We start from the raw sequence: 10,230 nt of genomic DNA, 5'->3' as shown, positions 1-10,230 counted from the left end.
GCCCGGTCGGGAGACCGGGCCTTCCGCAAGACAGAGGCAGGCGGTGGATCAGTTCGGGCGACGCGGGCTGGTGCTCGCGCCCGTGCCGACGTTGGCCGAGACCGAGGCGCCGTTGCGGTCGGCCGAGGCGGAGCCGCCGGCGTTGGCGTTGGCATCCGCGCTGCGGCCACGCGGGCCCTGGGCGCTGGCGTCACCCTGACCCGAGGCCTGACCCGAGACCGAGCTCGTAGCGGCGCTGTCGATCAGGCCGTTGGCCTGTCCGCTGGCCGAGGCGACGGCGCCGGCGGTGGTGTTGCGGGCACGATCCGCGGCGCGTTCGGCGCGCTGCTGGTTGCGGGCGGCGACAGCCTCGGCGCGGGCGCGGGCCCGCTCGGCGCGGCGCTCGGCGCGGGTCAGGGTCTGGTCAGCGGCGCCGGTCAGGCGCGAGCCGTCAACGGTGGAGCCGATGTTTCCGGTCAGCGAGCCGGCGCCGCCCAGTTGGCCGCCCAGCTGTCCGCCGCCGAGTTGTCCCCCGACCTGGCCGCCCAGACCGCCCGTCAGGCCGCCCGAGCCGCCCAGAACCTGCGCCTGCGACGCACCGGCCAGAGCCAGGCCCGCAGCGATGGTCGCCGTCATCAGGATCTTCTTCATGGTCGTCTCTCCGAGTGTTGCGGGCGATATCGCCCTCACAGGGTCCAACGACGGGTCGTTCGGGATTCATCCCGGCCGGTGAGATTTTTTATCGGGCGAGGCGGCCGCGGGCGTCGACGGCGGACGGGGCGACGCGCAGGTCGGCGCCGACGAGGCCCGCGCCGAAGGTGGTGTCCGGTCCACGGGCGCCGAGGTCCTGCGCCGTGCGGGCGACGGCCTGGACCGAGCCCTCGCGCGCGATCAGGCCGGCGACGATCGGGGCGGCGAAGGAGCTGCCGCGCACCGAGACATAGCCGCCCGAGGCGCTGGCGGCGGCCATGTCGGCGCCGGGGGCGACGAGGTCGATCTGCGGCCCGCGGGCGGACTCCGGCAGGATGCGGTCGGCTCCATTCACCGCCGCCACCCCGATGACGCCTTCGTAGGACGCGGGGAACAGGGGCGCGGCGGCCGGGCCGTCGTTGCCGGCGGCGGCCACCAGCGTCAGGCCGCGCGCGCGGGCCGAGGCGACGGCGCGTTCGATGAGGGCGTTGCGCGGGCCGACGAGGCTGATGTTCACGACGCCGGCGCGCTGCTCGACCATCCAGGCGAGGGCGCGGGCCAGGGCGGTGGCCGAGCCGCCGGCGCGGTCCTCGCCATAGATGTCGGCGACCAGAAGCGCGCGGCCGGGGGCGGCGCCGCTGAAGGCTCCGGCGCGGCCCACCATCAGGGAGGCGACCGCCGTGCCGTGTGCGCCCGCGCGGGCGGAGCCGGCGAAGCCCTGCTGGACGATGCGGCCGGAGGCGAGGGCCGGGTGGTTCTCGTTCACGCCGGTGTCGATGAGGCCCAGCGCGGCGCCGGACTGGAGGGCAGGCGGGGGTGGGGAGGCCGGGGCAGTGTTCGGGGCGGCCGTAACGACGCCCGCGGGGCCGTGGATGTGGTTGAAGGTGATCTCCGCATCCGGGTCGAGCCGGCTCAGACGCTCGACGGCGCGGTCCAGCCGCAGGCGGCGAGGCGGGGACAGGACGACGACGGACAGGTCCAGCGCGTCCAGCCGCTCCTCCCTCAGGATGGTGAAGCCGGCCTCGAGCGCGGCGGCTTGGCCTTGGGCGGACAGGCCGACGGCGACGACCTCGCCCGTGACCACAGGCCAGCCTTGCGGGTCGGCCTGCAGGGCGCCGTTCGAGTGTCGGATCAGGTCTCGCAGGCCGGCGGGAGCCTGAAGCGCGCGGTCGACCACCTGTCCGGGCAGGCGCCCGAGCGTTCCGCGCTCCAGCGGCAGGTCGGGCGCGCCGACCGGCAGATTGGGCGTCGAGGGCAGGGCGATCTGCGCCGCCGCGGGGCCGGCCAGCAGCGCCGGGACCGCCAGAAGCGCGATCAGCAGGGAGCGATTGAACGACACGGCGGCGTCTCCGTTACGGACCTCTGTTGCATGGCGGACTTGTTTCTTGCCGCCAAGGGATGAAACGTCCGGGCCGGATCGTTTCATCCCGTATGAACGGGGATCGCGCTTGGACGAATTTCAGACGGGGCTGGTGGAGCTTCTGCCGCGCCTTCGCCGGCTTGCCCGGGTTCTGCGGGCCCGTGATGCGGATGCGCAGGATCTCGTCCAGCAGACGGTCGAGCGCGCGCTCGCGCAGCGGCGACAGTTCCGGACAGGGACCCGGCTCGACAGCTGGGCCTTCACCATCATGAGACGATTGGCGATCGACGATGGCCGCTCGCTGCAGCGGTGGGCGAAGGTGGTGTCGCCCGAAAGTGAGGACGACGCGCGCGTGGCCGATCCGGCGTTCGCGGGCGAGGCGCTGAGGGCCGACGCCCTGGCCGTGCAGGAGGCCATCCGGGCGCTGCCGGACGACCAGAGGCTGGCGGTGGCGCTGGTGCTGATCGACGGCCTTTCCTATGCGGAGGCCGCGAACGTCATGGGCGTGCCGGCCGGAACATTGACGAGCCGCCTCGTGCGGGGGCGCCAGAGTCTGATCGAGACCCTGGCCGCCCAGGGAGTGACAGGATGACCGCGACGAACTGGACCGACGAGGCGCTGATGCGCCGGGTCGACGGCGAGATGACCGCCGACGAAAGCGCGCGGCTGGACGCCGATGTGGCGGGCGACCTCGCGCTGGCCGGGCGGCTGGCGGCGATGCGGTCGCTGCGCGACGCGGCGCGGGCGGCCTTCCCGGCGGCCGTGGATGCGCGGGACGAGGCGCTGGCGCGGATGATCGCGGGGCAGGGCTCCGGGCAGACGCGTCCCGGCCTGTGGGCGCGGCTGGGCGAGGCGTTCGCGCCTCGCAAGGCCGGGCTGTGGGCCGGACTGGCGGTCGCGGGCTTCGTGGCGGGCGTGGTGCTGGGGCCGGCGCTGGGCGCGGGCGGGTCGGGCGATCTGGTCACGCGCGAGGGCGTGGTGGCGGAGGCGGCGCTGGTGCGGGTGCTGGACACGGGACTGGCCGCCGACGGGCCGGACGGCGACGGCCGCGCCGTGGGTCTGACATTCCGGGACGGCGAGCAGCGCTGGTGCCGGACCTTCGACCACGCGGGCGCGGGCATGGCCGGCCTCGCCTGCCGCGACGGCGACGCCTGGCGGATCGAGGCGCTGGCCCGTAGCGGCCCGGCCGGCGGAGAAGTCCGCATGGCGTCGAGCGAAACCCCGGCGGCGGTTCTTGCGGCGGTCGATGCGGTCATGGCCGAACCGGCGCTGGATCCCGCGCAGGAGCGGGCCGCGCGGGAGGCGGGGTGGCGGTAGGGTCGCGCCCTGTCGGTGGTGGAGTCGGGGCTGGGGTAATGCTCAGTCGTCAGACCGGAAACGAACGGTGCGAGTGTCCGCAACGGGTCGGGACCGGACATCGGCATTGTCCCGGCAAGGCGACGCAGGAACCCCGTCCAAGCGTGGCCGTTCAGGGCTCATGGAAAAGCTGTTCGTCCGCTTCGCTACCGCCACGGCCAAGGTCGCGGGCAAGCCGTGGACCTTCATCGCCTGCGTCGGGATCGTCGTCGTGTGGGCGGTGTCCGGGCCGGTGTTCGGGTTCAACGAGACGTGGCAGCTGGTGATCAACACCGGCACGACCATCATCACCTTCCTGATGGTGTTCCTGATCCAGAACACCCAGAACCGCGATGGGGCGGCCATGCAGGCCAAGCTGGACGAGCTGTTGTTCGCCCAGCGCAACGCCAACCGGCGTTTCATCGGCATCGAGCATCTGACGGAGGAGGAGCTCGACGCGATCCTCGAGGAGGTCGAGGAGCGCGGACTGGCCCTGCATCGCGAGACGCGGAAGAAACAGAAGGGCGCGAGTCAGAAGGACGTCGAGTCGGCGCAGCCTAAGAAAGCGCAGCCGGCGCGGCGCAAGGCGGGGCAGGGGCAGAGCTAGCCGGGAGCCCTCGCCTGTCGCAGGGTGGGGCATGACCGAGGGAATCGAAACTCCGCTGGTCGCCGGCGTGGAGCTGGGCGGCACCAAATGCGTCTGCATCCTCGCGTCCGGGCCCGAGAATATCCGTGACGAGGTGCGGATCCCGACCACGACGCCGGATGAGACTCTGGGCGCGATCCGGGCGACGCTGGAGCGGTGGCATGCGGACACCCGATTCGCCGCCATCGGCGTGGCCAGCTTCGGGCCGATCGACCTTGACCCAAGCTCGACCCGCTATGCCCACATCGTCGGCACGACCAAGCCGGGTTGGGACGAAGCGCCGCTGACCCGGTTCATGGACGGCTTCGGCGTGCCGGCCGCGGTGGACACGGATGTGGCCGGCGCCGCGCTGGCCGAGGGGCGCTGGGGCGCGGCGCAGGGCTTGAACAATCATGTCTACATCACCGTCGGGACCGGGATCGGCGCGGGCGTGGTCGTGAACGGCCGGGCCGTGCGCGGGCTGGGGCATCCGGAGCTGGGGCATCTGCGCGTCGGCCGACTGGCAGGCGATGCGTGGCCTGGCTTTTGCACCTATCACGGCGACTGCGTGGAGGGGCTGGCGTCCGGTCCGGCGATCCAGGCGCGGGCCGGGCGGCCGGCGGAGCAGCTGGACGCGGACGATCCGGCCTGGGCGATGGCGGTGCATGCGCTGGGCGGGCTGATCCACAATCTGGTGCTGACAGCCTGTCCGGAGCGGGTGCTGATCGGCGGCGGGGTGGCCACGGGCCAGCCGTGGCTGTTCCCGCGTCTGCGTCAGGCGGTGGTGGAGAGCCTCGCCGGCTACGGCGCGACGCCGGCGCTGAGCCCGATCATCGACGATTTCATCCGCGCGCCGGCGCTGGGCGACCGGGCCGGGCCGCTGGGCGCGATCGCGGTCGGGCTGACGGCGCTGGAGAATGGCGGCAGGTGACGCTACCAGAGGGGCTGAACTTCCGGAGACCGCCCATGACCGACGCCCTGAACCTCTCGCACTGGATCGACGGCGAGCGGGTCGATGTGGCGCGGCCGACAGATGGGCTGAACCCGTCCGACACACGCGAGGTCGTGGCCCGGCATCCGGACGGCGATGTCGCCGAAGTGGACGCCGCCGTGGCCGCGGCGAAGGCGGCCTTCCCGTCGTGGTCGGAAGCTTCGCCCGAAGTGCGCTCCGACATCCTCGACCGCGCCGGGACCCTGCTGATGGAGCGCCGCGAGGCGCTCGGGACCCTGCTGTCGCGCGAGGAGGGCAAGACCCTGGCCGAGGGCATCGGCGAGACGGTCCGCGCCGGCCGGGTGCTGAAGTATTTCGCGGGGGAGGCCCTGCGCGTGCACGGCCAGAACCTCGCCTCGGTGCGGCCGGGCGTGGAGATCCAGACCTATCGGCAGGCGGTGGGCGTGTTCGGCCTGATCACGCCGTGGAACTTCCCTATCGCCATTCCGGCCTGGAAGGCGGCGCCGGCGCTGGCGTTCGGCAATACGGTGGTGATCAAGCCCGCTGGCCCGACCCCGGCGACGGCCGAGGCGCTGGTGGCGATCCTGCATGAGGCGGGGCTGCCCAAGGGCGTGCTGAACTTGGTCATCGGCCGCGGCCGGGTCGGGCAGGCGCTGGTGGACCACAGGGACGTGGACGGCCTGTCCTTCACCGGCTCGCAGGGCGTGGGCGCGGGCGTGGCGGCCGGGGCGGCGGCGCGACAGGCGCGTGTCCAGCTGGAGATGGGCGGCAAGAACCCGCTGATCGTGCTGGACGACGCCGATCTGGACCGGGCGGTGCAGATCGCGCTGGACGGCTCCTTCTTCGCCACCGGCCAGCGATGCACGGCGTCGAGCCGACTGATCGTGCAGGAGGGCATCCACGACCGCTTCGTCGCGGCCCTGTCCGAGCGTCTGGCGGCGCTGAAGGTCGGGCCGGCGCTGGATCCGTCGACCCAGGTCGGGCCGGCGGTCAGCGAGGCGCAGATGGAGACCTCGTACCGCTACATCGACATCGCGACGAGCGAGGGCGGGCGCGTGGCCCAGGGCGGCGAGCGGCTGAAGCTGGAGACGCCGGGCTGGTATGTGCAGCCGACCCTGCTGGTGGACACTGCGGCCGACATGCGGATCAACAACGAGGAGGTCTTCGGGCCTGTCGCCTCGACCGTGCGGGTGAAGACCTATGAAGAGGCGCTGGAGATCGCCAACGGCGTCGAGTTCGGCCTGTCCGCCGGTATCGTCACGAGCTCGTTGAAGCACGCGCGCGACTTCCAGCGGCGGGCAAAGGCGGGGATGACGATGGTCAACCTGCCGACCGCCGGGGTCGACTACCACGTGCCGTTCGGCGGGACGAAGAAGTCCAGCTATGGCGCGCGCGAGCAGGGCTTCGCCGCCGTCGACTTTTTCACCCAGATCAAGACGTCCTACACGGCGGGCTGACGAATGGCGAAGGCCGCGCCCAAGCCGAAGAAGACCGTCTCGGAGGCCAACCTCGCCACGCTCGGCGCCGAGCGGCTGGCCGGTTTGCTGATCGAGTTCGCGACCGGGGATGCGGCCCTGAAGCGACGGCTGCGGATGGAGCTGTCGGCGGAAGTCGGGGCGGGCGATCTGGCGCTGGAGCTGGACAAGAGGCTGGTCTCGCTGGCCGAGAGCCGGGCCAAGGTGTCGTGGCGCAAGCGGCCGGGGCTGCTGACGGAGCTGAGGGCGATCCGGCGGGTGATCCTTGAGCGGCTGGCGCCGCTGGATACCCGGTTAGCGCTGGACCGTCTGGTGGCGTGGTTCGATCTGTATGTGCCGCTGCGGACGCGGGTGTCGGACCCCAAGGGCGAGATGACCCTCATGTTCGACGAGGCGTCATCGGATCTGGCCATGCTGGCGTCGGAGGCGGGCGTCGATGTGGCGGGGCCGGTGCTGGGCGAGGCGCTGTCGACGCGGCTGTCCGAATGGGCGTCGTGGGTCGGGCGTGGTGCAAGCGATCTCAGCCCCGAGCTGGCCCGTCGGCTGCTGCATGACCTGACCGCCGGGCGTCCGCGTCCGACGGGGCGGGCGGCGCTGCTGGTGCGCAAGCTGGCGGATCGCAGCGGCGATCTGGATGCCTGGCTGACGGCGGTGCCCGATGACGATCGGGCGAAGCCGGAAGTCGGGTCGGAGATCGCGCGCCGGCTGGCGGCTGCGGGGCGGCCGGAGGAAGCGCGTGCTGCGCTGGTGGCGGCCCGACCGACGGCCCCGACCTCGCGCTGGTCGAGGAAGGAGGCCGCGCCGGAGCCGCCGCCCGAGGCATGGCTGAGGGCCGAGATCGCGGTGCTGCTGGCCGAGGGACGCAAGGACGAGGCGGACGAGGCGCGGTGGCGGCTGTTCGCCACGACCCTGTCGCCCGAACTGGTGCGGGAGATCATCGCCGGGCTGGCGGACTTCGACGACGTCGAGGCGCTGGATCGCGCGTTCGGCGTTGCGGCGGGGCATCCGGACGTGATGCGGGGGCTGGGCTTCCTGATGAACTGGCCCGCTTTGCGCGAGGCGGCGGAGCTGGTGCTGTCGCGGCGCGACGAACTGCGCGGGGCGGTGGAGGATGTGCCGCCGTGGAGCGGGCGGCTGGCGGCGCGCTATCCCGAGGCGGCGCTGCTGCTGGTGCGGGCGAGGGCGCGCGCGCTGGCGCGGCTGGGGAACGGCATGGACGACGAGCTGCGCACGGTGCTGTCCGAGGCGGAGGGACTTGCGGCGAACGCCGACGTCGAGCCGTCGCACGCCGTCTTCGCCGAGGAAATCGACGGCCTCATCAGTCGCAAGCGGCCGGTCTGGCGCTAGCGCCAGAGGCCGATCGGGCCGAGCAGCCAGGTCAGCCACAGGCCGATGGCGAGGAAGACGCCGAACGGCAGGCGGTCGGTCCCGGACACCTTGCGGCCGGTGAGGGCGCGGGCGACGACGAGGCTGAGTCCTCCGACGGCGGCCCACAGCAGCACGCTGGGCAGGCCGATCCAGCCGACCCAGGCGCCGGCGCCCGCCAGCATGAAGGGGTCGCCGCCGCCTAGCCCTTGTCGGCCGCGGGTCTTCCGGTAGACGAACGCCAGCAGCCAAAGGCCGGCGAAGCCCGCGACGGCGCCGATGATCGCATCCGCAATTCCCCGGTCCTGCAATATGACGGCAGCCAGAACGCCCGAGACGGCGAGCGTCCAGGTCAGGATGTCCGGCAGCCAGAAATTCTCGCCATCGACCACCGCCAGCAGAAGCAGTTGCCAGCCCAGCAGCGCGGTCAGCAGGGCCGCGACGGGCGCGGGCAGGGCGAGGGCGCTCCATCCGCCAACCATGGCGGCGGCGATGGCCAGCGCGGCGATGCGCCTGATTCCCGGTCGCCCCTTCTGTGGCAACCAGACGCTGATCCAGGCGGTGACCGGGCCGATCAGAGCACCGGTCAGCACCAGACCTGTCGTCAAGGTGTAAGCCGTCATCGGAGCGGTTGTCATACTTGGTCGATCACGGATCTGGCGGCGCCCATTCGGACAGGATCAGGCAGGACGGGCCTCTGCGCTAGCGCGGGTTTGTGACGATCGCGCCGTACCGGGAACGTCTTTCAGAAAATAGCGAAAACAAGTTCATGAAAGCGCCGGGCAACCGTTACAGTTCGGCGGCGGCCCTGTCACACAGCGCTTCTAGTCAAGGCTCCGGGCAGGGGGAGGTGTTTCACCACCGCTACGGGGCAGTGCGTCCTGTTTTCACCTGTCTGACGATCTTCAGGACCCCAGACACGGTGACATCCATGACCGGCCTTCGACTGACTAGCATGCTGGCGCTGACCGCCAGCGCCCTCGCTCTCGCTGCCTGCGGTGGCGGCGCAGAAGTGGCTTCGCCCGGCGAAGGCGATTTCGGCGGCGGCAATGGCGGCGGTGGCGGTACGACGCCTCCTCCGGCCCCGGGCACCCCGGCGGCCGACTGCCCGACCGGCTTCGCCAACATCGGCCTGGTCGCCGGCGGCACCCTGCGCGCCTGCCAGCTGCCGCAACAGATCGACGGTTCCCTGACCGTTCCGCTGCGCGCCGGCACCATCTACTCGATCAACGGCCGCACCTCGGTCGGCACCGACCGCGGCATCGACCCGACGGCTCCGACGGCGGGCAGCGTGCAGGGCATCCTGACCATCGAAGCCGGCGTCCGCATCTTCGCCTCGAGCGGCAATGACTACCTGCTGATCAACCGCGGTTCGCAGATCTTCGCCGAAGGCACCGCGACCAACCCGATCATCTTCACCAGCCGTCAGAACGTCGAGGGCACGACCTCGGCCACGTCGCAAGGCCAGTGGGGCGGCATCGTGATCGCCGGCCGCGCTCCGCAAGCCAACTGCACCACCACGGGCGCCATCACCTGCACGGGTCAGGTCGAGGGCACGAGCGCCTTCTACGGCGGCGGCACGCCGACCGACAACTCGGGTCGTCTGCGCTACGTCCAGATCAAGTACTCGGGCTTCGAGATCTCGACCGGTAACGAACTCCAGGCCCTGACCCTGGCCGGCGTCGGCTCGGGCACCACGGTCGAGTACATCCAGTCGTACAACAGCTCGGACGACGGCATCGAAATCTTCGGCGGCAACGTCAACCTGCGCCACCTGGTCATCAACGGCGCCGACGACGACGCCTTCGACACCGACACCGGCTGGCGTGGTGGCGCCCAGTTCGCCATCGTCACCCAGCGCGCTCCGACCTCGACCAGCCGCTCGGCCGGTTTCGAATGGTCGGCCGCCCCGACCGCGACGCCTTACGCCGCGCGCTACCTGTCGCAGCCGAAGGTGTCGAACTTCACCATCGTCGGCCGTAACCCGGCTGCCGACCAGCACACCGTCGTCCACCTGGACACGGGCGCCCAGGCCACCATCCTGAACTCTGTGTTCACCAACGCCGCGGGCACCGTCGCCAGCTGCCTGGACATCGCCGACGCGGACACCCAGACCTCGGCGCCGATCTTCCGCGGCGTGTTCATGTCGTGCACCACCGCCTACCGTCCGGCCAACGCGGCCCGGTCGCAGGCCGTGTTCACGGCGGCGGGCAACGTCAACAACACCGCCAACGGTGTTTCGACGCTGACGGCTCCGGCTTCGGGCACGTCGATCACCAACCAGTCGCTGACCTTCATCAACGGCGCCAACGAGAACGCCGTGACCCCGGTCGCCGCTGCTTCGGTCTACAGCTACTTCCAGAACACCACCTACATCGGCGCCGTCCAGAACGCGTCGGACGTCTGGTGGCGCGGCTGGACCTGCGGTCTCAGCGACGGCCTGACCTGC

General features: G+C 71.7%; 10 protein-coding genes. 7 read left to right on the top strand and 3 right to left on the bottom strand.

What is annotated here, in order from left to right:
- Window positions 1-48: 48 nt before the first annotated feature.
- Together ABDZ95_RS07835 and ABDZ95_RS07830 are read right to left on the bottom strand one after the other, a co-directional pair.
- Entirely contained in the window at window positions 49-630 is a 582-nt protein-coding gene (locus tag ABDZ95_RS07835; RefSeq protein WP_343792416.1) for a hypothetical protein, read from the bottom strand.
- An 88-nt stretch (window positions 631-718) separates the two neighbouring features.
- Window positions 719-2,008 carry a S8 family serine peptidase gene (locus ABDZ95_RS07830; protein ID WP_343792414.1) on the bottom strand — a complete coding sequence of 430 codons (1,290 nt, stop codon included), beginning with the start codon at window positions 2,006-2,008 and terminating at the stop codon, window positions 719-721.
- Window positions 2,009-2,117: 109 nt separating this feature from the next.
- Here ABDZ95_RS07830 and ABDZ95_RS07825 point away from each other — a divergent pair, with 109 nt between their 5' ends.
- From ABDZ95_RS07825 to ABDZ95_RS07800, 6 genes are all read left to right on the top strand, one after another.
- Complete coding sequence (locus ABDZ95_RS07825; RefSeq protein WP_343792412.1) at window positions 2,118-2,621, top strand: RNA polymerase sigma factor; 504 nt, start codon at window positions 2,118-2,120, stop codon at window positions 2,619-2,621.
- On the top strand, window positions 2,618-3,346 hold the full coding sequence (locus ABDZ95_RS07820; protein ID WP_343792410.1) for a hypothetical protein: 729 nt from the start codon (window positions 2,618-2,620) through the stop codon (window positions 3,344-3,346). Before ABDZ95_RS07825 ends, ABDZ95_RS07820 begins: the two co-directional genes overlap by 4 nt.
- Window positions 3,347-3,506: 160 nt before the next feature.
- On the top strand, window positions 3,507-3,971 hold the full coding sequence (locus ABDZ95_RS07815) for a low affinity iron permease family protein (protein WP_343792408.1): 465 nt from the start codon (window positions 3,507-3,509) through the stop codon (window positions 3,969-3,971).
- A 31-nt stretch (window positions 3,972-4,002) separates the two neighbouring features.
- Window positions 4,003-4,920, top strand: a complete 918-nt coding sequence (locus ABDZ95_RS07810) for an ROK family protein (protein ID WP_343792406.1) — start codon at window positions 4,003-4,005, stop codon at window positions 4,918-4,920.
- A 35-nt stretch (window positions 4,921-4,955) separates the two neighbouring features.
- Window positions 4,956-6,398 (top strand): aldehyde dehydrogenase family protein, encoded by a 1,443-nt coding sequence (locus tag ABDZ95_RS07805; protein WP_343792404.1) that lies wholly within the window; start codon window positions 4,956-4,958, stop codon window positions 6,396-6,398.
- A 3-nt stretch (window positions 6,399-6,401) separates the two neighbouring features.
- Entirely contained in the window at window positions 6,402-7,763 is a 1,362-nt protein-coding gene (locus tag ABDZ95_RS07800; RefSeq protein WP_343792402.1) for a DUF6880 family protein, read from the top strand.
- On the opposite strand, the gene ABDZ95_RS07795 is transcribed toward ABDZ95_RS07800, so the two are convergent.
- A complete protein-coding gene (locus ABDZ95_RS07795; protein WP_343792400.1) occupies window positions 7,760-8,404 on the bottom strand; it encodes a prepilin peptidase in 645 nt (214 codons plus the stop codon). The genes ABDZ95_RS07800 and ABDZ95_RS07795 overlap by 4 nt on opposite strands.
- A gap of 308 nt (window positions 8,405-8,712) precedes the next feature.
- Between ABDZ95_RS07795 and ABDZ95_RS07790 the strand changes: the two genes are divergently transcribed.
- Window positions 8,713-10,230, top strand: a 1,518-nt coding sequence (locus ABDZ95_RS07790) for a hypothetical protein (RefSeq protein WP_343792398.1), incomplete at its 3' end; no start/stop codon positions are given.

Origin of the sequence: Brevundimonas kwangchunensis (assembly GCF_039523815.1) — a bacterium.
Taxonomy (GTDB): Bacteria; Pseudomonadota; Alphaproteobacteria; order Caulobacterales; family Caulobacteraceae; genus Brevundimonas; species Brevundimonas kwangchunensis.
This window is presented reverse-complemented; position numbering and strand designations above follow the sequence as displayed.

Bases quoted from the DNA above. Each gene is read 5' to 3' on its own strand.
- ABDZ95_RS07820 (WP_343792410.1), top strand. From the start codon at position 2,618: ATGACCGCGACGAACTGGACCGACGAGGCGCTGATGCGCCGGGTCGAC.
- ABDZ95_RS07800 (WP_343792402.1), top strand. From the start codon at position 6,402: ATGGCGAAGGCCGCGCCCAAGCCGAAGAAGACCGTCTCGGAGGCCAAC.
- ABDZ95_RS07805 (WP_343792404.1), top strand. From the start codon at position 4,956: ATGACCGACGCCCTGAACCTCTCGCACTGGATCGACGGCGAGCGGGTC.
- ABDZ95_RS07815 (WP_343792408.1), top strand. From the start codon at position 3,507: ATGGAAAAGCTGTTCGTCCGCTTCGCTACCGCCACGGCCAAGGTCGCG.
- ABDZ95_RS07835 (WP_343792416.1), bottom strand. From the start codon at position 630: ATGAAGAAGATCCTGATGACGGCGACCATCGCTGCGGGCCTGGCTCTG.
- ABDZ95_RS07810 (WP_343792406.1), top strand. From the start codon at position 4,003: ATGACCGAGGGAATCGAAACTCCGCTGGTCGCCGGCGTGGAGCTGGGC.
- ABDZ95_RS07795 (WP_343792400.1), bottom strand. From the start codon at position 8,404: ATGACGGCTTACACCTTGACGACAGGTCTGGTGCTGACCGGTGCTCTG.